At 38.7% G+C, this 26338-nt stretch carries 18 protein-coding genes and 1 pseudogene; 7 read left to right on the top strand and 12 right to left on the bottom strand.

Going from position 1 to position 26338, the window contains the following annotated elements; genetic code table 11:
- Positions 1 to 8: 8 nt before the first annotated feature.
- The 6 genes from LNM86_RS02380 to LNM86_RS02355 all read right to left on the bottom strand — a co-directional run bounded on the left by LNM86_RS02380 (position 9) and on the right by LNM86_RS02355 (position 5880).
- The gene (locus LNM86_RS02380; protein ID WP_241438282.1) at positions 9 to 824 is read right to left on the bottom strand and encodes a phosphatidate cytidylyltransferase; all 816 of its coding nucleotides are present in this window, start codon (positions 822 to 824) and stop codon (positions 9 to 11) included.
- Positions 825 to 1593: 769 nt separating this feature from the next.
- The gene (gene frr / locus LNM86_RS02375; protein ID WP_241438281.1) at positions 1594 to 2154 is read right to left on the bottom strand and encodes a ribosome recycling factor; all 561 of its coding nucleotides are present in this window, start codon (positions 2152 to 2154) and stop codon (positions 1594 to 1596) included.
- 37 nt (positions 2155 to 2191) lie between these two features.
- The gene (pyrH, locus tag LNM86_RS02370; protein ID WP_241438280.1) at positions 2192 to 2911 is read right to left on the bottom strand and encodes a UMP kinase; all 720 of its coding nucleotides are present in this window, start codon (positions 2909 to 2911) and stop codon (positions 2192 to 2194) included.
- A 158-nt stretch (positions 2912 to 3069) separates the two neighbouring features.
- Positions 3070 to 3993 (bottom strand): translation elongation factor Ts, encoded by a 924-nt coding sequence (gene tsf, locus LNM86_RS02365; protein WP_241438279.1) that lies wholly within the window; start codon positions 3991 to 3993, stop codon positions 3070 to 3072.
- Between the two features lie 106 nt (positions 3994 to 4099).
- Positions 4100 to 4900 carry a 30S ribosomal protein S2 gene (gene rpsB / locus LNM86_RS02360; RefSeq protein WP_241438278.1) on the bottom strand — a complete coding sequence of 267 codons (801 nt, stop codon included), beginning with the start codon at positions 4898 to 4900 and terminating at the stop codon, positions 4100 to 4102.
- Positions 4901 to 5055: 155 nt separating this feature from the next.
- Positions 5056 to 5880 (bottom strand): cell envelope integrity EipB family protein, encoded by an 825-nt coding sequence (locus LNM86_RS02355; protein WP_241438277.1) that lies wholly within the window; start codon positions 5878 to 5880, stop codon positions 5056 to 5058.
- 143 nt (positions 5881 to 6023) lie between these two features.
- Here LNM86_RS02355 and LNM86_RS02350 point away from each other — a divergent pair, with 143 nt between their 5' ends.
- Complete coding sequence (locus tag LNM86_RS02350) at positions 6024 to 6485, top strand: RidA family protein (RefSeq protein ID WP_241438276.1); 462 nt, start codon at positions 6024 to 6026, stop codon at positions 6483 to 6485.
- Between the two features lie 137 nt (positions 6486 to 6622).
- A complete protein-coding gene (locus LNM86_RS02345; protein WP_241438275.1) occupies positions 6623 to 7045 on the top strand; it encodes an HIT family protein in 423 nt (140 codons plus the stop codon).
- Between the two features lie 9 nt (positions 7046 to 7054).
- Here LNM86_RS02345 and clpA read toward each other — a convergent pair whose 3' ends face one another.
- A complete protein-coding gene (clpA, locus tag LNM86_RS02340; protein WP_241438274.1) occupies positions 7055 to 9406 on the bottom strand; it encodes an ATP-dependent Clp protease ATP-binding subunit ClpA in 2352 nt (783 codons plus the stop codon).
- 6 nt (positions 9407 to 9412) lie between these two features.
- A complete protein-coding gene (gene clpS, locus LNM86_RS02335; RefSeq protein WP_241438883.1) occupies positions 9413 to 9778 on the bottom strand; it encodes an ATP-dependent Clp protease adapter ClpS in 366 nt (121 codons plus the stop codon).
- Positions 9779 to 10018: 240 nt separating this feature from the next.
- Between clpS and LNM86_RS02330 the strand changes: the two genes are divergently transcribed.
- The 4 genes from LNM86_RS02330 (at position 10019) to LNM86_RS12920 (ending at position 12495) form a co-directional block, all read left to right on the top strand.
- Positions 10019 to 11368 (top strand): D-alanyl-D-alanine carboxypeptidase, encoded by a 1350-nt coding sequence (locus LNM86_RS02330; RefSeq protein ID WP_241438273.1) that lies wholly within the window; start codon positions 10019 to 10021, stop codon positions 11366 to 11368.
- 32 nt (positions 11369 to 11400) lie between these two features.
- Complete coding sequence (locus LNM86_RS02325; RefSeq protein ID WP_241438272.1) at positions 11401 to 11691, top strand: hypothetical protein; 291 nt, start codon at positions 11401 to 11403, stop codon at positions 11689 to 11691.
- 292 nt (positions 11692 to 11983) lie between these two features.
- A complete protein-coding gene (locus LNM86_RS12925; RefSeq protein ID WP_372712445.1) occupies positions 11984 to 12220 on the top strand; it encodes a hypothetical protein in 237 nt (78 codons plus the stop codon).
- A gap of 29 nt (positions 12221 to 12249) precedes the next feature.
- Positions 12250 to 12495: a phage integrase central domain-containing protein gene (locus LNM86_RS12920; protein WP_372712444.1), complete on the top strand. Its 246-nt coding sequence runs from the start codon at positions 12250 to 12252 to the stop codon at positions 12493 to 12495.
- A gap of 661 nt (positions 12496 to 13156) precedes the next feature.
- Here LNM86_RS12920 and LNM86_RS02315 read toward each other — a convergent pair.
- Together LNM86_RS02315 and LNM86_RS02310 are read right to left on the bottom strand one after the other, a co-directional pair.
- The gene (locus tag LNM86_RS02315; RefSeq protein WP_241438271.1) at positions 13157 to 14554 is read right to left on the bottom strand and encodes an L-serine ammonia-lyase; all 1398 of its coding nucleotides are present in this window, start codon (positions 14552 to 14554) and stop codon (positions 13157 to 13159) included.
- 352 nt (positions 14555 to 14906) lie between these two features.
- On the bottom strand, positions 14907 to 15587 hold the full coding sequence (locus LNM86_RS02310) for a nitroreductase (protein ID WP_241438270.1): 681 nt from the start codon (positions 15585 to 15587) through the stop codon (positions 14907 to 14909).
- 1124 nt (positions 15588 to 16711) lie between these two features.
- Between LNM86_RS02310 and LNM86_RS02305 the strand changes: the two are divergent.
- A pseudogene (locus LNM86_RS02305) lies at positions 16712 to 17432 on the top strand (integrase); the annotation flags it as partial.
- 343 nt (positions 17433 to 17775) lie between these two features.
- On the opposite strand, the gene rpoC reads toward LNM86_RS02305, so the two are convergent.
- Complete coding sequence (rpoC, locus tag LNM86_RS02300) at positions 17776 to 21987, bottom strand: DNA-directed RNA polymerase subunit beta' (RefSeq protein ID WP_241438269.1); 4212 nt, start codon at positions 21985 to 21987, stop codon at positions 17776 to 17778.
- A gap of 170 nt (positions 21988 to 22157) precedes the next feature.
- A complete protein-coding gene (rpoB, locus tag LNM86_RS02295) occupies positions 22158 to 26306 on the bottom strand; it encodes a DNA-directed RNA polymerase subunit beta (protein WP_241438268.1) in 4149 nt (1382 codons plus the stop codon).
- Positions 26307 to 26338 lie beyond the last annotated feature (32 nt).

Here is a 26338-nt window from a genome sequence, read left to right as displayed (position 1 = left end):
TCTCCTCATTAAACCATAAAAAAGAGGGTAAAAGGTGTATCCATATCAGACATAAATGCACCCATTATATAAAGGAAAAAAGCTGCTCCTACCAACCCATCCATCCGGTCCATAAAGCCTCCGTGTCCAGGCAATAAAGAACTAGAATCTTTAACAGAAAATTGCCTTTTCAGCCATGATTGCCCTAAATCACTCAACTGCGAAACAATTGACAAAATAAGAGCAAGCAGTGGTACAAAAAAACTGGTTAAATTTATGTCAAAAAAATGATAAGCGATCAATAGACCGCCAGAAACTCCAACAAATGTACCACCAATCGCTCCTGCCCATGTTTTATTAGGAGAAAATTGCGGTGCTAATTTAGGACCACCGAATGCTCGTCCACTAAAATAGCCAGCAATATCTGTTCCCCATACTATCGTAAATAAGAAAATAACAACTTGAAATCCCAACGTTTCATAGCCTCGTAAAAAGCATAAAGCGATAACTGGAAAAGACACATATAAAAAACCTAAAAAAACCCAAGCGCTCTTTTTTATAGAACCAATAGCCAAAAACACTGCTGAGATTATCACAACACAAAAAATAAATGAAGCAGATACACCCGATAGTAAAAAAGAACCAAAAACCAAATAAAAAACACTTGCTAATATTTTTTGCGAAACACGCCATTTCTCTTTCGTGATAAGAATCCATTCATAAAGAATAAAACCACCAATAACCCACACAAAGAAAGAAAAGAAAACGCCTCCCAACCATGTTAAAGACAAAGCAATAATGCCAAAAACAACAGAAGTCAGAATACGATAAGTAAGATTAGACAAAATAACATCCAAACAATAAAAATAGACAAAGACAAACTCAAAAATTGGCACAGGAAAAAAAGCTTTACTACACTGTTTCTGTGCAAATACTTTCGCAAACCTTTCTTACATTCAATCCTCTATGACTTGGTAGACTAAGATGGCGTTTATAAGACCAATAATCCCTGTAAAAAGCATTAAAAGCTTCCCTCTTAAGTTAATTCTAAAATATATTTTCAATACTCTCTCAACACGAAGCAATGGAGCTGCTGTTTACTCCTTCCGTGAATTTGAAATCTCAATCTGATATTCCGCCTCATGTAACAACATTTTGTAGCAAATGATAAATCATTTGAAAAAATTATGCAAAATGGAAATTATTTGGCTTACTCCACTGCATTTCTCATTATAGAAAAGAATAGCAAGGTTAAAAGTTATTCTTTGTGTTACACTCCCTTCACAGTCCACCATAGAAGATTTCAACACTCTTCAATAATGAAAAACACTTTTATCATGCAACTTAACAAAAACATGTTACATGAAAATCTTTTATTTTCCTGTTAGAACACTTTTCCAAGAAACAACCTCTTTCGAAATATGAATATAGACCTTTAAAAGATATCTGCCACTTTAAATCACTCTTTTTATAGTATAAAAAGCATTGTGATGATGACACAATGCTTTTATTTTCATCCTATGATCTTCTGTTAACAGCACCCACCTTTTCGTATTTTCATCCCTAAAAAGATTCTATACGGTAGAGATCCAGTATCTTCTGGCTAAAATCGCCTTAAACATGCATAATTTCGGATTCTTTCACAGCCAAAATTTTATCAATATCAGCAATCGTCTCATCTGTAAGTTTCTGAACTTTCTCAGAGAAACCATGCGCTTCATCTTGACTCATTTCACCTTCTTTTTCTAATTTTTTCAAATTATCCATACCATCACGACGAACATGCCGCGTAGCAACACGCGCTTGCTCTGCATAGTGATGTGCAATTTTTACCAACTCTTTTCGGCGCTCTTCATTTAATTCAGGTAAAGGAATACGTAAGTTCATGCCATCAGTGATAGGATTTAAACCAAGACTAGAATCACGAATAGCACGCTCTACAGCTCCTACCATAGCCTTATCCCACACAGAAACCAAAATCATCCGCGGTTCTGGAACAGAAATATTCGCAACCTGATTCATATGTACAACAGAACCATAGGCCTCAACTGTTAATGGCTCTAATAAACTCGCCGAAGCGCGTCCAGTTCGTAAACCACCTAACTCATGTTTAAAAGCCGAAATAGCTCCAGCCATGCGACGTTTCAGATCATCCATAATTGATGTAACATTCATATTTCTCTCTCCTTCAATATATTTTGAAGATTATATTTCATTCCGATACTATCGTAAATCGTCCTGTTCCATTTAACACTTTAGCTAAACCACCCTTTTCATGAATGGAATACACAATGATTGGCACATTATTCTCTCGTGCTAAAGTAACCGCTGTTGTATCCATCACAGATAATCCCAACTGTAAAATCTCAACATGTGTTAATTGATCAAAACGCTTAGCTGTAGGATCTATCTTTGGATCTGCAGAATAAATCCCATCCACTTGTGTTCCTTTTAAAAGAACATCTGCACCAATTTCTGCTGCACGTAAAGTAGCAGCAGAATCAGTGGTAAAAAATGGATTCCCCGTACCTCCTGCAAAAATAACGACTTTTCCTTGATTCATATAACCTATTGCTTTACGCTGTGAAAAACTCTCACAAATTTGTGGCATAGCAATCGCAGACAAGACAACTGCTTCAACCCCTAATTTTGATAATGATGTTCGCAATGCTAAAGAATTAATCGCAGTTGCAAGCATGCCCATATGATCTCCTGTCACACGATCCACACCATGCGAAGCAACAGCAACTCCACGAAAAATATTCCCCCCACCGATAACAATAGCAACCTCCACTCCCATCGCTCGCACTTCAGCAATATCAGCTGCAATACGATCTACCACGGAAACATCAATTCCAAAGCTCTGCCCTCCCATGAGAGCTTCACCAGAAGCTTTTAAAAGAATACGTTTATACTGTAGCGCTAATGTCATTGATAATCTCCCCAAAAGCACCGTTAATTTCTGCTTTCGACACTACTAAGGGCACCACTTTATCACGTGACGCCCTCTTAATAATCATATTTCCTCTATTCGTGATTTTATAATCAAAGATATAAAATTTCAAATCTCTGAAAATAATTTACAAATCACTACCCTTTTGCCGCTGCTGCAACCTCTGCAGCAAAATCAGACACCTCTTTCTCTACACCTTCTCCTAGTGCAAAACGAATAAAACCTGTAATTTTTGCTGGAGCACCAATAGATTTTTCAGCATCCTTTAAAGCTGCTTCAACACTCATATCAGGATTCATAACAAAAGCTTGAGAAAGCAACACAACCTCTTCAAAAAATTTACGCATACGCCCTTCCACCATTTTTTCAATGATATTTTCAGGCTTTCCAGACTGACGTGCTTGATCTGAAAAAATCGCTTTCTCACGCTCAATAGCACCGGAATCAACATCTTCCGACGTTAACGCTAACGGATTCGTTGCGGCAATATGCATCGCAACTTGCCGACCAAAAGCAGCAGCAGCCTCCTTATTTCCTGTTGTTTCAACAGCAACCAAAACACCAAGCTTACCAAGTCCATCAGCCACACTATTGTGTATATAAGTAGCAACGACACCATCCTCAACAGAGAGTTTAGCAGAACGCCTAAATGCCATATTCTCTCCAATGGTACCAATTGCATCTTTAATTGTAGCCTCTACAGTCTTCTCAGAACTAGGGTAAAGAGATGCCGAAACAGCATCAACATTCCCCTGTGTGCCCAAAGCAGCTGTTGCCACATTGCGCACAATGTCTTGGAACAGATCGTTGCGCGCAACAAAATCTGTTTCAGAATTAATTTCAACTAAAACCGCACTTGAACCGTTTGATGCGACTCCGATGAGTCCCTCAGCTGCTGTACGACCTGCCTTTTTATCTGCTTTAGCGATCCCTTTTTTACGAAGCCAATCAACCGCGGCTTCCATGTCACCGTTGGTCTCTGCCAGTGCTGCTTTACAATCCATCATACCAGCACCTGACAATTCCCGAAGTTCTTTTACTTGTGTAGCAGTAATGCTCATATTTGCCTCTTTATTCTGTAACGGTACAAGCATGCAAGAAGAAAACCCTATACATGCCTACCACCTTTTCTTTAGAAAACAAGTACCCTAACGGGCACCTTTAATATTACTCAGAAACTGGAATTGCATCTTCCAATACAGGCTCTACAGGTGCATCATCCAAAATAGGTTCTAAGGGTGCATCAACCTGAGCTCCTAAATCAACACCCATTGCACCTTGTTGACGAGCAATACCGTCAAGAGCCGCACGAGCAAAAAGATCACAATAAAGAGAAATTGCACGTGATGCATCATCATTACCTGGAATTGGGTGCGTCACATTATCAGGATCACAATTGGTATCAATAATAGCAATAACTGGGATCCCCAAACGTTTTGCTTCTTGGATAGCAATATTTTCTTTGTTTGTATCAATAACAAAGATAAGATCTGGAACAGACCCCATGTCCTTAATACCACCAAGCGCACGATTAAGCTTTTCACGATCACGCTCAAGATTTAAACGTTCCTTTTTAGTAAACCCCTGTGCTTCAGCAGCAAGAATTTTGTCTAGCTTACGCAGACGGTGAATCGAATGGGAAATCGTTTTCCAATTCGTAAGCATGCCGCCAAGCCAACGCGCATTAACATAATATTGTGCCGAACGATTCGCTGCATCAGCAATAATATCAGATGCCTGCCGTTTTGTACCGACAAAGAGAATGCGTCCACCACGCGCAACCGTATCTGAAACAAGTTTAAGCGCTTGATGTAAAAGAGGAACAGTCTGAGCAAGATCAATAATATGGATATTGTTACGCTCCCCGTAAATATAGGGAGTCATTTTTGGATTCCAGCGATGTGTCTGGTGACCAAAATGTACACCTGCCTCTAATAGCTGATGCATAGTAAAATCTGGTAGTGCCATAGTTTATCCTTTCCGGTTTAACCTCCGCGGAAAAAGCAGGTTAACCTACTACCGGGGGATATTTGCTCACCTTTTGCAAACACCCAAATTCCGCGTGTGGAATAGCGCTACCATACTAATATTTGATTCTTTTTCAAGTTATTTTCTATAACCATTTAATATTCACATTGATTCATATCTTTTTCAGACTCAAGAAATTCAAGACTGTTCAATTTTGCACGCACTGAAAAAGTTCCATAATCAACGTGAAGGTCACGCATAACACCATTTTCATATAAGAGAAAACTGGTACGATAAACTGGCAAGCCATCTTTCTTTTCTATATCATCAAAATAAGAAATCGTAACAGGCCAATATTCCTCTTCGCCTAATTTTCCCATTTTTTTTGCTTCATTATCAGAGAGCCGCGTCTTCTTTTCCCCAATGACTATACTTTCTTTTATGACTTTGTCTGCTTTATCTGTTCCATCAAATACATTGACATGGTAAAAGTGACTGCCCGCTTTTGCATGACGGATGATATTCTTTAGCTGCATAATTGGGAACTCAGCTATTGCGAGCTTGTATTCTTTTTCCTTGGGTTTTTTTAATTTAACGATAATGCCATCTTGAATACGCTCCGCTACTCCTTCAGCACGATGTGTGACCTCTTCCCCAACCTGATCTATAACATTAAAGTGAAATGTGCGACTATCCCCTGTTTCATAACTCGTTGTCTGTTGATCAGTCAAACGCACTGGCATATCTTCACTATGGATACGGCTAATAAAACGAAAACGTGTGGTATAACCCTGACATGACGAACCGGTTAACTCGTAAACCATTCGCCCAGACATTCCCGAAATGGTCATTTCATGAGAAACACTATCAAGCCGAAAATCATAAATTGCTCGATGAGGTGCAATAAAAATACTTTCTTCAGCTTTGGCAGTATCAAAACAAGCAATATATAAAATTATTATCAATAATAATCTCATCATTCCCAACTTCCCATTCTATTGCCGTTCCATAACATCATATAATCAGGCAAAAAAGGAGTGTTCTTAATTAACCACACATTTCCTTAAATCAAAAAATAGTTTATGCAATAGATGTATTGTAGAAAAGCTATGGAGTTTAAATTATGACCGATTTTATCGAAAATCATCTAAAAAAATTGGGAGTTGCTCTTCCTGAAGCAATGCAACCTGTCGCTAATTATGTAACAGCTTCACAAAGCGGAAACCAACTTTTTATTTCCGGACAACTCCCTTTTTCCGATGGCAAGCCCGTAGCGACCGGTAAGGTTGGCACAACCGTTAGTGCCAAACAAGCAAAAAAAGCAGCCGAAGTCTGTGCGCTTAACATTTTTGCACAAATCAAGGCAGCTCTTGGTGATCTCAATAGAATAAAACGCGTATTGAAAATCACTGTTTTTGTTGCTGTAGATCCCAATTTTACCGATATTCCTCTTGTTGCCAATGGTGCTTCTGACTTGTTCGTCAATATTCTTGGTGAAGCTGGAAAACATGCCCGTTCTGCTGTCGGTGTTGCTTCTCTTCCTATGGATGTTCCAGTAGAAGTTGAAGCCATCATAGAAGTTTAGACCTCTACAAACGGTGTCACATCTACATAAAACGATCATAAAATGCGAAATCTTTCTTCTTACCTTATAGTAACCTTCGCATCCTTTAATCTTGAAATTAAAGTTCTCAATTAAAATGCATAAAAGGAAATATTTGTATGAAACAAACTTATGATAATAACAATGTTTTTGCTAAATTGATTCGCAATGAAATTCCTTCTGTTCGTGTTTATGAAGATGATGATGTCATTGCATTCATGGATATTATGCCACAAGCACCAGGACATACACTGGTTATTCCCAGAAAAGGTTCTAGAAATCTCCTTGATGCTGACCCTGAAACATTGTTTCCCGTTATTAAAGCTGTTCAAAAAATCGCCAAAGCTGTTAAAAAAGCTTTTCAAGCAGATGGTATAACAGTCATGCAATTTAATGAAGCAGCAAGTCAACAAACCGTCTATCATCTCCATTTCCATATCATACCACGTATGGAGGGGATAGAGCTTTCTCCTCATAATGGTATTATAACACCAACAGAGGTACTTGAAGAAAACGCAAAAAAAATCCGTGCAGTCCTTTAAAGGACTGCTTTAAGTTGTTGAGCTTTTTTTCTTCACATGTTTTTTTGTAAAATGTGTTACTTTTCTGTCCTTTGAGCCAACAGCCATATCAGAAGATAAAACTTTTAACTGCAACTTCTCTCTTTCCCCGTTTAATTTTTGTGTCATCACACGCACCGTGCCACCATTACGTAACTTCCCAAATAAAATTTCGTCAGCTAATGGTTTCTTAATATATTCCTGTATAACACGGCTCAATGGACGTGCCCCCATCTGAGAATCGTATCCTTTATTGGCAAGCCAAGCCATGGCAGAAGAACTTAATTCAAAGCAAATTCCTCGATCAACTAATTGTGCCTCAAGCTGAAAAATAAATTTTTGCACAATCTGATTTATGGTTAACTGAGATAAAGGTGCAAACGGAATAATTGCATCTAACCGATTGCGAAATTCTGGTGTAAAGAGTCGATTAATTGCTTCAATATCATTACCATCGCGATAAACTTTGCCAAATCCAATAGCTGACTTTGCCAACTCTGAAGCACCAGCATTCGTCGTCATAATTAAAATGATATTGCAGAAATCAATTTTTCTACCACTATGATCTGTTAACTTACCGTAATCCATCACCTGTAATAAAATATTAAACAATTCTGGATGCGCTTTTTCAATCTCATCCAATAATAAAACTGCATGCGGTTTTTGATCAACTGCATCTGTAAGAAGCCCCCCTTGATCAAACCCTATATAACCTGGAGGCGCCCCAATTAAACGTGCCACTGTATGCCGCTCCATATATTCTGACATATCAAAACGTAACAGTTCAATACCTAAAGAAGATGCAAGCTGTTTTGCAACTTCAGTTTTTCCAACACCTGTTGGTCCTGAAAACAAATAACTTCCTATTGGTTTATCTGCTTCGCGCAATCCTGCTCGCGCCAATTTAATTGACGACACTAATGCAGAAATTGCCTGATCTTGTCCATACACGACATGCTTGAGTTCTCTTTCAAGCTTGCCAAGCATTTTCTGATCATCACCAGAAACTGTTTTTGGCGGAATCCTTGCCATAGTTGCAACAGTTGCTTCAATTTCTTTAACACCTATACTTTTTTTCCGTTGTTTTTCTGGTAAAAGCTTTTGTGCTGCACCACTTTCATCAACAACATCAATTGCTTTATCAGGCAATCGACGATCAAACATATAACGTGATGATAATTCTACGGATGCTTTCATCGCCTGATCCGTATATTTAATTTGATGAAAATCTTCAAAATAAGGTTTTAGCCCCTGCAAAATCTTAATAGCATCGTCAACAGAAGGCTCGTTAACATCAATTTTCTGAAAACGGCGTTCTAAAGCACGATCTTGTTCAAAGATTTTGCGATATTCTTTGTAAGTCGTCGAACCAATACATCGAATTGTCCCTGAAGATAATGCAGGTTTTAAAAGATTTGCGGCATCCATATTTCCCCCCAATGTAGCCCCTGCTCCAATTAAAGTATGGATTTCATCAATAAATAAAACAGCATCTGGGTACTGCTCAAATTCTTTAATGACGTGCTTTAATCGTTCTTCAAAATCACCGCGATAACGTGTACCAGCAACAAGTCCTCCCATATCAAGAGAAAATATTGTTACATTTGATAAAACTTCAGGCACTTGTCCATCAACAATACGTTTTGCTAATCCTTCAATTATAGCGGTTTTTCCGACCCCAGGATCACCAACCAAAAGCGGATTGTTTTTTAACCTTCTACATAAAATCTGAATCATGCGTGAAATTTCTACTTCACGACCAATTAATAAATCAATTTTTCCATTGCGTGCTTTACAATTGAGATCGACACAATAAGCAGATAGTGCACTTGTTGCTTTTTCACAATCATCTGAAATTTGCTGATCTAATTGTTCTTCAAGCCCCTCAAGTAACATGGATAATCCTTCATCACGCGTAATACCATGGGAAATGAAACGTACAGCATCATAACGTGTCATTCCCATTTCTTGGAGAAAATATGCTGCATGACTTTCTCGTTCAGAAAAAATTGCAACGAGAACATTGGCTCCCGATACTTCATCCTTTCCGGCTGATTGAGCATGAATGACTGCTCGTTGAATAACACGCTGGAAAAACATTGTCGGTTTGGTATCTTCATCAGCTCTAATCTGTCCATCCAATTCTGACTGGATATAGTGTGTTAAACGCTCTCGCAATTCTTCTACATCTACCTGACAAGCCTGAATGACTGAATTTGCATCAGCATCATCCAGTAAAGCGAGCAGAAGATGTTCTAATGTCGCGTATTCATGTCGCGCTTGCGTAGCAATTGTTAATGCGCGATGCAAAACTTCTTCAAGACTAGGTGTAAAAGATGGCATAATCCCTCACTTCCATTTCATTATACATTGCAATGGATATTCATTTTGACGTGCACACTCCCTAACTTGTATCACCTTCATTTCAGCGACTTCATAACTATAAGCTCCGCATTCGCCTATCCCATTTTGGTGAATATGTAACATAATAGAGGTTGCTTCTTCGAAACTTTTTTTAAAAAAGTTTTTCAAAATAAAAACAACAAAATCCATAGGCGTGTAATCATCATTAAGCAAAAGAACACGATACAACTTAGGATTTTGAAGTCTTGATCTCATTTTGATAATGGCATCATGCCTGCTTTCATCCAAATTTTTGCCCTTTTCATTGTGCATAATAAAGACTATAGGATTTACTGCGCGTTTTTGTCCCATTCTTTTTTTTCCGTGCATCACATTTCTTATTAATTTTAAGTTCTTTCATCACTATTGCAACACTCGATTTATTGAAAAAAAATTTCGTTTATGGTTAGCTTTAAGGCAAATATGAAAACTTACAAAATAATTTTTGTAAATAAATTAGTAATATCATTCATCTAGAGTGTATCAATAAACTGCAGAAATAAAGGGGCTTTAGAGAGCTTTCGGAGTAAACAAAGAAATAGGGTACCGCGTGTGAATATTAATTGTCAAAAAATTGTGCGTTGTTATCAAAAGATAGCAATTGCTTTTGTTGTTTTAGCTCTTTCTTACTCTTTTGCATCCGCTACACCTCAAGGTGCTTATCCTGATAAATATGCTGCTATCGTTATAGATGCTAATACAGGGAAAACTTTATTTCAAGCCAATGCAACCCTGAAACGTTATCCTGCTTCTTTAACAAAAATGATAACGCTATACTGCCTCTTTGAAGCTATGAAGATGCGCCGTGTGACACCAAATACACCAATTCCTATCTCACATTATGCAGCAACACAACCGCCAACAAAAATCGGACTTAGAGCAGGCCAAACAATTTCTGCAGAAGCTGCTGCCAAGGCTCTCATTACAAGATCGGCAAATGACGTGGCAACTGCAATTGCAGAGTACCTCGGTGGCACTGAAAAAAAATTCGCGCGAATGATGACAGCTAAAGCCCGCCAACTTGGCATGACACAGACGCATTTTGCCAATGCTTCAGGACTTCCAGATAGCCATAACTATTCCACAGCACGGGATATGGCAACTTTGTCATTAGCATTACGAAAAAATTTTCCGCAACAGTATAAATTGTTCAAAATAAAAAGTTTTACTTTCCGTGGACATACAATTAACACCCATAATAAACTGGTGAAAATAATGAAAGGCGTTGATGGAATTAAAACCGGCTACACACAAATGTCAGGTTATAATTTGGCGACATCAATGCAACATGAGGGGCGCTCCATCATTGCTGTCGTTATGGGAGGTAAATCATCTACCGCACGTGATCAACATATGGCCAATTTATTGAGCCAATATTTGCCAAAAGCAAGCCTCATGAAAAGTAAGGAACACTTAATGGCTTCAGCACACTACAAATTACCTACAGGCGCAAATACTCCTATACCTACCGTAAAAGCTGAGCCAACCAATTTCGATGACGAAATTTCTACTATGTTAACAGCATTTGCAGAGCAACCTAGAAATTCTAACACGGCTATAGCTGCTGTCAATCAAGCAATTATACCAATCCCTAATCCTCAAAAAGCGATACCCATTGAGACACATAAAATTGTTACAGCTTCTTTGTCTACAAATGCCGGATGGGCCATCCAAATTGGTTCTCTCCCTAGTAAAGAACAGGCAAACACTCTGCTTTTAAAAGCAAAAAATACAGCTTATTCTGCTTTAAAAAGCGCATCATCACATATGCAACTTTTTGAAAAAAGTGGGCGTCGCTATTATCGTGCGCGTTTTACAGGTTTTCAATCAAAAAAAGCTGCATTTAATGCTTGTTCTACGTTAAAGAAAGCAAATTTTAACTGCTATACTGTAGCTTACTAAAAGTTTTTGAATTCTGCATTAAGGATAGTGTCATGATACATAATGCTCTTGCTTCATCCTCTGAAAAAGAAAATTTATTGAAGCAATCATCTTTTCTTTCATTGCGTTCTCTTCACGATGCGGCAACAAAACTGGCGAATTTAAAATATACTCCAGCAACCTTAAACACGAAGTCTCTTGTTAAACTTCTTATTTGTCAAACAACGCGAAATCGTCGTCTCTCAATGCCTCATGTACGCATTCATTTACGCGTTGCAAGCCAAACTGGTAATGTACCTATTAAAATCCATCTCGGTGCAACAAATGGTTCATTTTATAGGTAATTTTTGCAAGAATGTTTTTTTAATCAGAATATTCTCATGTCACTTAAAGCGTTTTTAAAGATTCTTTAATGTGTGCACATCTTCCTTTAAGTTTATGTGAGATTATAAATTGCAATCCAACCATTTGATTAATTTTTTATGAAACTATCCATTCAATATATTGATTTATAACGATAATTTATCGTTTACATATTGAATGAGAACCGCGAATATCCTAAGATTCTCTCATTCCAAGCTTTCTTATGTAGAATCAATCAAAACCATCCCCTTGTACATCACAAGTGGTATTATTATGTGGATCAAAAACTCTAAAGAAAGGCGTAAAAAGGCCTGTTATGAATCTTCTAAATACCAAGGGCTGTCGGCAACATTGGGAGGCAGTAAAGAGTATGATGATACCGGTTTGCACCTTCATAAACGTAAAGACAGTGGTGCACAATGGCTTTACCGCTATACTATCTCCACGGGCGGTGTCGTGAAATGGGCTTGGGTGCTCTTTAAGAGATGTTTCTTTAAAACAAGCCCGTGAATGTGCAACCCAATAGCGTTTTGTTCTTCGTGAAGGTTAAAGAACGTGAAAAGCAAAAACGTGAGGAAATGCGTAAGCTGCATTATTTAAAAGATATTGCTTTAGATACTTTTGAAAGTCGCAAAGCAGAATTAAAAAATGACGGTAAAGCCGGAAGATGGTTTGCACCTTTGCAACTTTATATTCTCCCCCAGTTAGGTTCTCTACCGGTTTCAGAGATTACCCAAACCGATATACGTAATACACTCGCCCCTATTTGGTATAGCAAAAGCTGATACAGTTATGAAAGCTCTCAATCGCCTTAATATTTGCTTCAAACAAAGCACCAACCGCGATTAAGCCATAAAAGGTATAAAAATATCAAATGTTTGTTTATCTTTGCATTTAATATCAAAAATTATCCTTGATATTTTTTCGTAAGAAACAAGTGCTCCCATTGAATACCAGCTTTTCTCATTGTTTGGATACTGTTATCATTAATTTCATTGAGGAAAAGCTTCCCAATAATTTATAAATCCACTTCAAAATATAAACGATATACGAAATTACCTAAACTCTTTTGCTAAACTCATGATGTTCTTTTCGAAATGTAAGGAAATTTAAAAAAGCGACTTTTTATTGAACAATATATTTTGAGATAACATATCCTTTTACATTTTGAATAAGAATCCTTGATATAGGAATATGCTCTCATTTGAACCCCATACAAAGTAAAACAATAAAATTCTCTTGCGTGTACATCATAAGGAGATATTGGTGTATAAATAGAAAATGTTTAAGAAAGCACTCAAGATACCTCTTTTATAAAGTCTTGTAATAACAAAAGAGGTTAGCAAGATTAGAGGCATTCAATAAAAAATAGAATAATGAAGTCCACTTGTATCTTTACAAGCCTACATATCCCATAAAGAATTTACCAGATTAAATACTGTTACTTTAACAGGATATTGCATTGACTGCGAGACCAGCTTTACTGGTTTCTTTATAGCGTTCACTCATATCGTGTCCGGTCTGGCGCATTGTTTTTATACAAGCATCAAGAGAAACAAAATGCTCTCCATTACCATGTAAGGCAAGAGAGGAAGCTGTTACTGCCTTAACCGCTCCCATAGCATTGCGTTCAATACAAGGAACTTGTACAAGACCAGCCACAGGATCACATGTCATCCCTAAATGATGCTCAAGCGCAATCTCTGCGGCATTTTCAATTTGAGCTGGTGTTCCACCCAATGCCGCTGTCAATCCTGCAGCTGCCATTGAAGATGCCGCCCCAACCTCACCTTGACAACCAACTTCTGCACCAGAAATAGAAGCATTATGTTTGATGACACCACCAATAGCTGCTGCCGTTAATAAAAAATTATGGATTCCCTTTCGATCCAAATCATCATGAAACTGAAGATAGTAACGTAAAACCGCAGGCACAACACCAGCTGCCCCATTTGTTGGTGCTGTCACAACACGACCACCTGCAGCATTTTCCTCATTTACTGCTATAGCATAGACTGAAAGCCAATCATTTGCCCAAAGCGGGTAATTGTGATTTTTTTTTCGATTTTCTAAAAGCTTTTCATACAGCTTTTTCGCACGCCTTGGAACATGCAATCCCCCTGGCAACTCACCTTCTTGTGCAAGACCTCTATCAATACAGTTTGTCATGGCAGAGAAAATTTCATCAAGCCCTGTATCGAGAGCAGAACGCTCTATCTTCGTTTCTTCATTGAGACGCTTCATTTCAGCAATAGAAAGCCCCGAACTTTCAGCCATTGATAACATTTCAGATGCAGTATCAAAAGGATATGGCACCTCCGTCGTTTCCTGTGGTGTATTACCATTCATACGGCTTAATTCATCCTCAGTCACAACAAAACCACCACCGATAGAATAATAAATCTGCCGCAAAAGGATATTTCCATTCCTATCAAGCCCTTCAAATGCAAGTCCATTAGTATGTCCCAGTAGGACTTTTTTGCGTTCAAAAATAAGATCATTTTGCAAATCAAATTGATAAGCGGGATGACCTTTTGGTTGCACTTTTTTCTCACGTGTAACCTTTTCTAAAAGGAAACCCATGCAATCAGGATTAACAGTAGACGCTTTTTCTCCCAAAAGCCCTAAAACAATAGCTCTATCTGTCGCATGACCAATCCCCGTAAAAGCCAAAGACCCATAAAGATAAACACGTATGCGAAAAACTTTAGAATCAAATGATTGAGAAAAATCCCGTGCAAGAATCTCTTGCAAAAACATATTAGCTGCCGTCATTGGCCCCATGGTATGGGAACTAGAAGGACCAATACCGATTTTAAAAAGTTCAAAAACAGATAAAAACACACATCACCCCAAAACTCTATACAGTTTGAGTATACATATTTCTATCACATTTGTCCCATTTAAAATCAAATTGCAAGATAAGCTAAAAAAATGATTGCAATAAATATAACCGTCGCCCGTCTTGCTACTAACCAACACTTTCCTTCTATAGCGCTTTCCATAGCTAACCTTCAAAATAGATGATGATCCAGAGTAACTACTCTTTCGATTTCTCAAATCGTAGTAAAATAAATGTTAACATGCAATATTAAAATTAAGCAAGAATGAGAAGTTCTCACCAAAATATTATTATAATGCCTCGAGCTCTTCAAAAATGACGCTCACTTACATAAAAATATTTCCATAGATATGATTAAATAAAACGTACAAAGTTCTCTATTGATTCACGTTCTGTCACAAAATTATTTTCTGGAGCACTCTCATCGCGATAACCAAGTGCCATACCACAAACGATGCGCCGATCAGAAGGAACGGATAAAAGTGTACGAATTTGTTTATGATAATCAGCAAATGCTGCTTGGGGACATGTATCTAATCCAAATCCACGTGCAGCTAACATAATTGTTTGCATAAACATCCCCAAATCAAGCCAGCTCCCCATTTCCATGTCGTAATCCATAGTAAATAAAAGTCCTACAGGCGCACCAAAAAATGAAAAATTCCGCGCTTTCTGGTGACAGATTTTTTCCTGTTCATCTTTTTGAATTCCAAGGCTCTTATAAAGATCCAAACCAACTTTTCGACGCCTTGAAAGATAAGGCTCACGCCATTGACGTGGATAATAATGAACTTCACGTTCCCCTTTTATACCTGTGAGTGCGAGTTGTGAAAGTTCTTGTCCTACTTTCTGCAATATATTCCCTGTAAGAACAATGACTTGCCATGGTTGCGTATTTGTTCCAGATGGCGCCCGAGCCGCAAGTTTTAAAATTTCTTTGATCGTCTCCTGTGAGACTTGTTGATGCGTAAAGGCTCGTATCGACTTACGTGACAAAATAGACTGAAAAATATCAATAGAAGAATCGACTGTCATTGTTTTTACTTTCTCTTTTAAAAATAACTTTAAATATTGCTATTTTCTCATTCATAGCTAAACGTGTCGCACACACCTGCAACTCTTTTTCATTTACTCTCTTTTTTTGAAAAACTGACGATATCCGATGCCCTATCAGCGCCTATTATAAAAAATATAGCCTTCTCTCTTAATAGAAAAAAATCATCAAAAATGCATGTGAAATAAATTTTATACCCAATAACGCACTCCTCATTTAGCTAAAATCTTAAAAAGTTTTCTCTATGCATTCTAAATCATGTAAGGGGTTATCAATATCGCGCTGCATCTGCTGTCAATAACCCCATTTTATTAATCCTTGCAATTAATTCTTTCAGCTGTTTCTCAACATCAAGTCATTTTCCCATTATAGCTAACATAGCAAAGACTTCAGCCAAAGAAAATTGAACTCTTTTAGCACGCAATATTTTATATATGGTGGTCTGTTTGCGCATAAAGCCGTGTGCTTTCACGAAGAAAAAACACAAGAAACCCTACTATTTTGAGTAATAATACAAAGTCTGAATGGTTACTGAAAATTCATGTGCCAATTCACAAATTGAGTCATATTCACACATTTTATCATTCTATTTTTATAGGATAAGATATCTGCTTTTGATAAAATTTTAATGAGCACTTTATCCTCTACTTTCCTCAATTTATTCGATACAATAAAATAAAGCATTTTCTTATCATACAAGAATTTTAAAGAAGAAAATCAATTACTGTTCGGATTATACAAAAAAACTTTTAATCCATTCATTGTGATGACTTTTTCAGCTTTATACTGCATAAAATATTGATTTATAAGGATAATTTATGATATTCAACGTATCATAATCTCAAATATTGTAAGATGCTCTTATCTTAAATCATTTCATTTTGGATCAAGTAAAGTTATGTGCCTGCATATCACAAAGGGGCTAGCGTGTGAGTAAAAACTTTAAAGAAAAGCGTAAAAATGCCTCAATCGTCTTCATGCAAGGACTGTTATAACATTAGGAACTGGTAAAGAAAACGATGGTGTCGGTTTGTTTCTTCACAAACGTAAAAATAATGGCGTTCAATGGATTTACCAGTATATCATCTATAGATGGCGTCGTGAAATGGGCTTAGGTGCTTTAAGAAATGTCTCCTTAAAAAAGCTTGTGAATTGGCTACACAATGGTGTTCTTTTTTAAAGGCGTTCTATTTTGTATGAGGGGCGTCCTCCTATTAAAAAACGTGGCAAACATAAAAGCATAACGTGGCAAATAAAAGTATGAGGCAATGCGTAATTTTCATTATCTCAAAGACATTGCTTTAGATACTTTTGAAAGTCACAAAGCTGAACTAAAAAACAATGACAATGATAGAAACTGGTTTCTCCCTTTAAAATTTCATATTCTTCCAAAATAAGGTAGCCTTTCCGTTTCAGAGATTGCACAAACAAATATACGCAATACTCTTGCCCCTATTGGGTATAAAAAATGCAATAGTGAATAGAGTTTTTACCCGTCTCAATATTTGTCTCAAACATATTGCTGCTTGAAGTTAGATATTGATTTACAGGCAACAGAAAAAGTACACACGCTGTTAGGTAAACAACGTCATAAAACCATTAATAAATCGGCAATGAATTGGAAAGATATACCAGCTTTTTTAAAACACTTTGCCAAACAATATCTCTAACATAATTGGCTCTGCGTTTGTTACTCTTACAGGTGTTCGTACAAACCCTTCGTGTTATATCCATAAAGATCAGATTAAAGATGATATATGGATCACCCCTGCTGAGAATATGAAAGAAAAAGGCATAATACTACAACAGAGTTTCGCGTACCTTTATTACTTTATAAAAGATATCAATCATAACAATCTCACACTCTTCAAAACCATTAGCTAACGCATTTTCAGGTAGGCACCCCTTTCGATATGTCAACCTATCACTTTAGGCACTTTTGTGCCTTTGAATATAAAAGATAAGAATTTTATAAAATAAAGCGAGAGAAAATATAAATATCATTATAAGACAATGTAATAAACTAGAAAGAATGCTTAAAATAATAATCACCTTAGAGCTCTTAAATCATATTAAAAAATATGGAAATTCTCTATTCTGAAATCTATAAAAAACGCCCGAACTTCATATTCGGGCGTTCCTTTGTCCATTTTCTAATATGTCTGCCAATTACTCAGCAACTGCTTCAGTTGTCATATTTGTCAACATAGCCTTAGCCATCTCGTTATTGCTAGATTTACGCCGCTCATCGATAATCAAATCATCACGAACTGTCGCAATACGGCGAATTTGAGCAATCGTACCACCTGTACCCGCAGGAATAAGGCGACCAACAATAACATTCTCCTTAAGACCTTGCAAAGTATCAATTTTACCAGAAACTGCTGCTTCAGTAAGGACTCTCGTTGTTTCCTGAAATGATGCTGCCGAAATAAATGATGGCGTTTGAAGAGATGCTTTTGTAATACCAAGAAGAATGGGAGTACCCGATGCAGGTCTCTTCCCTTCTGCTATCAAATTATCATTGATTTCATCAAGCTCAATACGATCAACATTATCTCCCGCGATATATCCTGAATCTCCAGATTCAGTAATCTCAACTTTTTGCAACATCTGACGAACAATCACTTCAATATGTTTGTCATTAATTAACACACCTTGCAAACGATAAACTTCTTGAATTTCATTAACGAGATAAGATGCTAAAGCCTCAACACCCTTAATCGCCAAGATATCATGAGGGGCCGGATTACCATCGAGGATATAATCTCCTTTTTCAATTTGATCACCCTCTTGGAAGTGAAACAGTTTACCTTTTGGAATCAAATATTCTACCGGTTCAAGAGTTGCATCATTTGGTTCAATGATAACACGACGTTTATTCTTATAACCACGACCAAAACGAATTGTACCACTCACTTCAGCAATAATAGCATGATCTTTTGGACGCCGTGCTTCAAAAAGCTCAGCCACACGTGGTAGACCACCTGTAATATCCTTTGTCTTGGCACTTTCCATTGGCAAGCGAGCAATAACATCGCCAGCCTTAACATGGGAACCCAGTTCAACAGAAAGAATAGTTTCCACTGACATCATATAACGGGCTTCACCTCCCTTATACAATTTAGCAATGGTTTCACCCTTTTTATCTGTGTGGATGATAATAGCTGGTTTTAGATCAGCACCTCGAGGATTCGCACGCCAATCAATGACCAAACGCTTCGTAATACCGGTAGATTCATCAGCTGTTTCAGTAACTGACAAACCGTCAATCATATCCTCAAAACCTATATAACCTTCAACTTCAGTTAAAATTGGACGTGTATAAGGATCCCATTCTGCTATACGTTGCCCACGCTTAACCACGTCACCATCATCAACAAAAATATGTGCTCCATAGCTAATACGATGCACGACACGCTCTTTTCCAGACTCATCCTTAATAAGGATAGCCATATTACGTCCCATAACCACCAACTGACCTTCAGAATTGCGAACGATATTGCGATTGCGAATTTCTACTATACCTTCATAAGAGGCTTCTAAATGAGACGAGTCTACAACCTGTGCCGTTCCTCCTAAGTGGAAAGTCCGCATAGTAAGCTGCGTTCCTGGTTCACCAATAGACTGAGCAGCAATAACACCAACTGCTTCACCTTGATTCACTGGCGTTCCACGTGCCAAATCACGACCATAGCATTTGGCACAAACACCAAGACGCGTTTCACATGTTAAAGCAGAGCGGATTTGCACAGACTGGATCCCAGCTTCTTCAATCTTAGCAATATCAGCTTCCTCAATCATCGCACCACCCTCAAGGAGAACTTCTCCAGAAACTGGGTGTAAAATATCGACAAGTGCTGTACGTCCAAGAATCCTTTGCCCAAGAGATGCAACAATTTGTCCTGCATCAACAATAGGCTGCATCGTAAGCCCCTTTGTCGTACCACAATCAACTGCTGAAATAATAGCATCCTGAGCAACATCAACGAGGCGTCGTGTTAGATAACCAGAGTTGGCTGTTTTTAGCGCAGTATCGGCAAGCCCTTTACGTGCTCCGTGCGTTGAATTGAAGTACTCGTTAACGGTTAGACCTTCCTTAAAGTTCGAAATAATTGGTGTTTCAATAATTTCACCCGATGGTTTTGCCATTAATCCACGCATACCAGCCAACTGCTTCATCTGGTTGGCAGAGCCACGCGCCCCAGAATGTGACATCATATAGATTGAATTCATTGGTCGCTGACGACCTGTTTTAGGATCGAATTCAACCGCCTGAATACGTTTCATCATCTCATCAGCAACGCGATCCGTACATTTACCCCATGCATCCACGACTTTGTTATATTTCTCACCTTGTGTAATGAGACCGTCATTGTATTGCTGTTCATATTCTTTAGCTAAAGATTCCGTTTCTGCAACCAAACGCGATTTGCTATCAGGGATAACCATATCATCCTTACCAAACGAAATTCCTGCACGACAAGCATAAGAAAAGCCAAGTTGCATAATACGATCGCAAAAAATAACTGTCTCTTTTTGTCCACAGTGCCGATAAACCTGATCAATCAATTTAGAGATATTCTTTTTAGTCATTTCTTGATTGACAATATCAAACGAGATATTTGGATTTTTTGGCAAAAGTTCTCCAATAATCAAACGTCCAGGCGTTGTATCGTAAAGTTTGGCAATTTCTTTTCCATCTTTTCCTATATTTTTAACGCGACCTTTGATCTTCGTGTGAAGCGTTATAACCTTATTTTCCAAAGCATGATGAAGTTCGCCTATATCAGAAAAAGCCATTCCTTCACCTGGTTCTTTTTCAGAAACAATCGAAAGATAATAAAGTCCAAGAACCATATCTTGTGATGGAACAATAATCGGCGCACCATTGGCTGGATGAAGAATATTATTGGTTGACATCATCAAGACACGTGCTTCAAGCTGTGCTTCGAGAGAAAGTGGAACGTGAACAGCCATCTGATCACCATCAAAATCTGCATTAAAAGCAGTACACACCAACGGATGAAGCTGTATCGCCTTTCCTTCAATCAAGACGGGTTCGAAAGCCTGAATACCCAAACGGTGCAATGTTGGCGCACGATTCAGCAAAACAGGATGTTCACGAATAACCTCGTCTAAGATATCCCATACTTCCGGATGCTCTTTCTCTACAAGTTTTTTTGCCTGTTTTACAGTTGATGAATACCCCTTCGCATCAAGCCGTGCGTAAATAAATGGCTTAAATAACTCAAGAGCCATCTTTTTTGGAAGACCACATTGATGCAATTTCAACTCAGGACCTGTCACGATAACAGAACGACCTGAATAATCAACACGCTTTCCAAGCAAATTTTGGCGGAAACGCCCTTGCTTTCCCTTTAGCATATCCGAAAGAGACTTAAGCGGACGCTTATTTGCTCCTGTAATCACACGCCCGCGTCGACCATTATCAAACAATGCATCAACAGCTTCTTGCACCATACGTTTTTCATTGCGGACAATAATTCCAGGAGCACGCAATTCAATCAATCGTTTCAAACGATTATTACGGTTTATGACACGTCGATAAAGATCATTTAAATCTGATGTCGCAAAACGCCCACCATCAAGTGGAACCAATGGACGTAAATCAGGTGGAATGACTGGAATCGTCTTCATAATCATCCATTCTGGTTTATTGCCAGATTCAAGAAAATTTTCAACGATCTTAAGCCGTTTAATCAGCTTTTTTTGCTTTAATTCTGACGTTGTCTCAGACAATTCAACACGCAAATCATTAGCAAGTTTTTCTAATTCCATGCTGGCTAGAAGCTCATAAATAGCCTCAGCACCAATCATAGCTGTAAATTGATCTTCCCCAAACTCATCAATAGCAAGCATATACTCTTCTTCAGAAAGAAGCTGATGGAGTTTAAGGGATGTCAACCCTGGTTCTGTTATAATATAATTCTCAAAATAGAGAACACGCTCAATATCTTTCAAAGTTAAATCTAAAAGTGTAGAAATGCGACCTGGTAACGATTTAAGGAACCAAATATGCGCAACAGGTGCCGCAAGCTCAATATGCCCCATACGCTCACGACGTACGCGCGAAAGTGTTACCTCTACACCACATTTCTCACAGATAATGCCCTTATACTTCATGCGTTTATATTTACCGCATAGACATTCATAGTCCTTAATAGGGCCAAAGATACGTGCACAAAAAAGACCATCACGCTCTGGCTTAAAAGTCCTATAATTAATAGTCTCAGGCTTCTTGATCTCACCATACGACCAAGACAAAATCTTCTCAGGGCTCGCAATGGAAATACGAATAGAGTCAAATGTCTGCGCTGGCGCCTGAGGATTGAAAAGATTCATGACCTCGTGGTTCATGCCGTTCTCCTTCAAAGATTCTTAGAACCTGTTATTACATCTCATTAATTTTATCACAGAGTTCATTTAAAACCATTTCTACTTTTTAAAACTGTCTGCGCTCTCTTAACAAAAGCTTCTTATTTAGCCTCTCAAAACAATAAGAGCGCACTCGCGCGCTCCTTAAATTATTATTCCGTTGTATCAGATAAGGCTCGCTGTGCAATAAGCTCGCGCGCATCATCAAGTTCTACATTCAGAGCGAGTGAACGCATTTCTTTTACCAATACATTAAAGCTTTCCGGTATCCCCGCCTCAAATGTATCATCACCACGCACGATTGCTTCATAGACTTTGGTCCGACCAGCCACATCATCCGATTTCACAGTCAACATTTCCTGTAAAGTATATGCAGCACCATAAGCCTCAAGTGCCCAAACCTCCATTTCACCAAAACGCTGACCACCAAATTGTGCCTTACCTCCTAACGGCTGTTGAGTCACAAGCGAATATGGTCCAATCGAACGTGCATGAATCTTATCATCAACAAGGTGATGCAATTTCAACATGTAAATATATCCAACTGTCACCGGACGATCAAAAGGCTCTCCAGTACGACCATCATAAAGTGTGACTTGTCCTGAACTATCCAAGCCTGCTTCTTCCAACATCATGTTGATATCAGATTCATGGGCTCCATCAAAAACAGGTGTTGCGATTGAAACGCCTTTCTTCATCTGTAGTGCTAATTTATAAAGACTCTCATTATCATAACGACGTACTGGTTCATTATGATCATTATCAGGCATCAGATTTTCAATACGCTGACGCAAAGGAAGGATATCCCCAGTCTCTTGATATAATTCTACCAAATCACCAATCTTCTTGCCCATACCAGCACACGCCCAACCAAGATGGGTCTCAAGAATTTGCCCAACATTCATACGGCTAGGCACACCAAGCGGATTTAAGACGATATCAGCATGCGTTCCATCTTCAAGAAATGGCATATCCTCTACAGGAAGAATACGCGACACAACCCCCTTATTACCATGACGTCCTGCCATCTTATCCCCTGGTTGGATTTTGCGTTTTACAGCGACAAAAACCTTCACCATTTTCATGACACCAGGAGGCATTTCATCGCCTCTTTGAACCTTCTCAACTTTATCCATAAAGCGACGTTGCAATGCTTCTTTTGATTCATCATATTGCTTACGCAAAGCCTCAATTTCGTTCTGAAGCTTTTCATCCTCAACAGCAAAGTGCCACCACTGTGAGCGCGGGTAGTGAGCCATCACCGTATTGTCAAGCTTCTTGCTCCCCGAAAAACCTTTTGGACCTTCCACTGCAACTTTGCCTGTCAACATATCAGAAAGACGTGCATAAACATTACGATCAAGAATTGACTGTTCATCATCACGGTCTTTCGCTAAACGCTCAATTTCCTCACGTTCAATTGCCATTGCACGTTCATCTTTTTCCACACCGTGGCGGTTAAATACGCGAACTTCAACAACAGTGCCGAAAGTTCCAGGAGGCATTCGCATAGAAGTATCTCGAACATCTGACGCTTTTTCACCAAAAATGGCACGCAAAAGCTTCTCTTCTGGCGTCATGGGGCTTTCACCCTTTGGGGTAATTTTGCCAACCAAAATATCACCAGGCTGAACTTCAGCACCAATATAAATAATACCAGCTTCATCAAGATTTCTTAACGCTTCTTCTGCAACGTTAGGAATATCACGCGTTATTTCTTCAGGCCCAAGTTTTGTATCACGCGCAGCAACTTCAAATTCCTCAATGTGAATAGAAGTAAAAACATCATCGGCAACAATGCGCTCAGATAATAAAATGGAATCTTCATAATTATATCCATTCCAAGGCATAAAGGCCACAAGAACATTCCGCCCCAGCGCTAAATCACCAAGATCCGTAGAGGGACCATCGGCAATAATATCACCCTTCTCTATCCGATCCCCTACATGCACAAGAGGGCGCTGATTAATACAAGTGGATTGATTGGAACGTTGAAATTTCTGTAAACGATAAATATCAACACCAGACTTTGAAGGATCCAAATCCTCTGTTGCACGAATCACAATACGCGTTGCATCAACTTGATCAACAATACCACCACGCTTTGCACTAACCGCTGCCCCTGAATCACGTGCAACAACGGATTCCATCCCTGTTCCAACAAATGGTGCTTCAGCACGTACAAGCGGAACTGCTTGACGCTGCATGTTTGAACCCATCAACGCACGATTCGCATCATCATTTTCCAAAAATGGAATAAGAGCTGCCGCTACTGAAACCAACTGTTTTGGTGAAACATCCATCAAATCCACGTGATCACGCGGGGCCATCAAAACTTCACCAGCATGACGACAAACAACGAATTCTTCTGTAAAGTGCCCTTCAGCATCTAATGAAGAATTGGCTTGAGCGACATAATGCTTTGATTCTTCCATAGCAGACAGATAAACGACTTCTGTTGTCACTCTACCATCAATAATCTTGCGATATGGGCTCTCAATAAAACCATATTTATTAACGCGCGCAAATGTCGCTAAGGAGTTAATCAAACCAATATTGGGACCTTCCGGTGTTTCAATCGGACAAATGCGACCATAATGCGTAGGATGGACGTCACGAACTTCAAAACCTGCACGTTCACGGGTCAAACCTCCCGGACCAAGCGCGGAAAGACGACGCTTGTGGGTAATTTCTGACAAGGGGTTGGTTTGGTCCATAAACTGCGATAATTGTGAAGATCCAAAAAACTCCCGCACCGCCGCCGCTGCAGGCTTTGCATTTATCAAATCCTGAGGCATGACTGTGTCAATTTCAACCGATGACATACGTTCTTTTATCGCACGTTCCATACGAAGTAAACCAATGCGATATTGATTTTCCATCAACTCTCCAACGGAACGAACACGACGATTACCAAGATTATCAATATCATCAATCTCACCACGGCCATCACGCAATTCAACCAGCATTTTGACAACAGCAAGAATATCCTCTTGGCGTAAAATGCGAACTGTATCTGGGCAATCAAGATCCATACGCAAATTCATCTTAACACGCCCTACAGCGGAAAGATCATAACGCTCTGGATCGAAAAATAATGAATGGAACATCGCTTCCGCTGTATCCATTGTTGGTGGTTCACCAGGACGCATAACCCGATAAATATCAAATAATGCATCCTGCCGACTCTCGTTTTTATCTACTTTTAAAGTATTACGGATATATGCACCAATATTCATATGATCGATATCAAGGATATTAATTTGATCTGCATTTACATCAAACAAAACCTTCAATATCTTTTCGTCAATTTCATCACCTGCTTCAAGGTAAATCTCACCTGTTTGATAATTAACGATATCTTCCGCAAGATAACATCCTAATAAGTCATCCTCACTCACCTTAACCGCTTTGAGACCCTTCTCGGCTAAAGATTTTGCAACACGAAGCGTTAGCTTTTTACCAGCCTCAGCAACAACTTCACCACTATCTGCATCGACAAGATCAGAAATAAGCTTCATGCCTTTAAAGCGATCAACAGAATAAGGAGTACGCCATCCATCTCTATCTCGCTCATAAGATACTTTATTATAAAAGGTTGACAAAATATCTGATGCATCCATACCCAATGCCATCAGGAGACTCGTAACAGGAACCTTGCGCCGACGATCAATACGAGCATAAATGATATCTTTAGCATCAAACTCAATATCAAGCCAAGAACCACGATAAGGAATAACACGAGCAGCAAAAAGAAACTTTCCCGAGGAATGCGACTTTCCTTTATCATGATCAAAAAAGACACCAGGAGAGCGATGCATCTGTGAAACAATAACACGCTCCGTACCATTAACAATAAAAGTGCCATTCGTCGTCATTAAAGGCATATCGCCCATATAAACACCTTGCTCTTTAATGTCTTTGATCTCTTTTGATCCTGTATCCTCATCAATATCAAAAACAATTAAACGCAATATCACCTTTAAGGGCGCTGCATAAGTCAAATCACGCTGACGGCATTCTTCAACATCAAATTTTGGTAAATCAAACTCATAACCAACAAACTCAAGCATAGCTGTACCGGAAAAGTCCGAAATAGGAAAGACCGATTTAAAAACAGCTTGCAAACCTTCATCTGGTCGTCCACCTTCCGGTTCCTCAACCATGAGAAACTGATCATATGACGCTTTTTGAACCTCAATAAGATTCGGCATCTCTGCCACTTCAGGAATCTTACCGAAAAATTTGCGTACGCGCTTACGACCATTGAATTGAGACATCATCGCTAGGGTCTGAGCCATTGTTGCTCCTTGATTTTTACTCTCCAAGGTAG

Origin of the sequence: Bartonella machadoae, from assembly GCF_022559585.1 — a bacterium.
Taxonomy (GTDB): Bacteria; Pseudomonadota; Alphaproteobacteria; order Rhizobiales; family Rhizobiaceae; genus Bartonella; species Bartonella machadoae.
Note: the sequence above shows the minus strand (reverse complement) of the source record. Positions and strands in the feature narration are given on the sequence as shown.